The organism is Kluyvera sp. CHPC 1.2972 (assembly GCF_036759925.1).
Lineage (GTDB): Bacteria > Pseudomonadota > Gammaproteobacteria > Enterobacterales > Enterobacteriaceae > Kluyvera.
In genome coordinates this window covers 1-937 of the sequence record NZ_JAPKIB010000042.1, presented here as the reverse complement: position 1 = coordinate 937, position 937 = coordinate 1, and the positions used below count along the sequence as shown (strand labels likewise).

Sequence of the window (937 nt, the reverse complement as noted above, 5' to 3'; positions counted from 1 at the left end):
CGATGATGAATCGAAAGAAACATCTTCGGGTTGTGAGGTTAAGCGACTAAGCGTACACGGTGGATGCCCTGGCAGTCAGAGGCGATGAAGGACGTGCTAATCTGCGATAAGCGTCGGTAAGGTGATATGAACCGTTATAACCGACGATTTCCGAATGGGGAAACCCAGTGTGTTTCGACACACTATCATTACGTGAATACATAGCGTAATGAAGCGAACCGGGGGAACTGAAACATCTAAGTACCCCGAGGAAAAGAAATCAACCGAGATTCCCCCAGTAGCGGCGAGCGAACGGGGAGCAGCCCAGAGCCTGAATCAGCATGTGTGATAGTGGAACGGTATGGAAAGGCCGGCGATACAGGGTGATAGCCCCGTACACAAAATTGCATGTGTTGTGAGCTCGATGAGTAGGGCGGGACACGTGGTATCCTGTCTGAATATGGGGGGACCATCCTCCAAGGCTAAATACTCCTGACTGACCGATAGTGAACCAGTACCGTGAGGGAAAGGCGAAAAGAACCCCGGCGAGGGGAGTGAAAAAGAACCTGAAACCGTGTACGTACAAGCAGTGGGAGCATCCTTCGGGGTGTGACTGCGTACCTTTTGTATAATGGGTCAGCGACTTATATTCTGTAGCAAGGTTAACCGTATAGGGGAGCCGCAGGGAAACCGAGTCTTAACTGGGCGTTAAGTTGCAGGGTATAGACCCGAAACCCGGTGATCTAGCCATGGGCAGGTTGAAGGTTGGGTAACACTAACTGGAGGACCGAACCGACTAATGTTGAAAAATTAGCGGATGACTTGTGGCTGGGGGTGAAAGGCCAATCAAACCGGGAGATAGCTGGTTCTCCCCGAAAGCTATTTAGGTAGCGCCTCGTGAACTCATCTTCGGGGGTAGAGCACTGTTTCGGCTAGGGGGTCATCCCGACTTACCAAC

Annotated in this window: 1 rRNA gene; it reads left to right on the top strand. The window is 51.5% G+C overall.

The annotated features are described in order from the left end of the window. Positions 1-36: 36 nt before the first annotated feature. A 23S ribosomal RNA gene (locus V6944_RS23270) occupies positions 37-937 on the top strand; the annotation flags it as partial.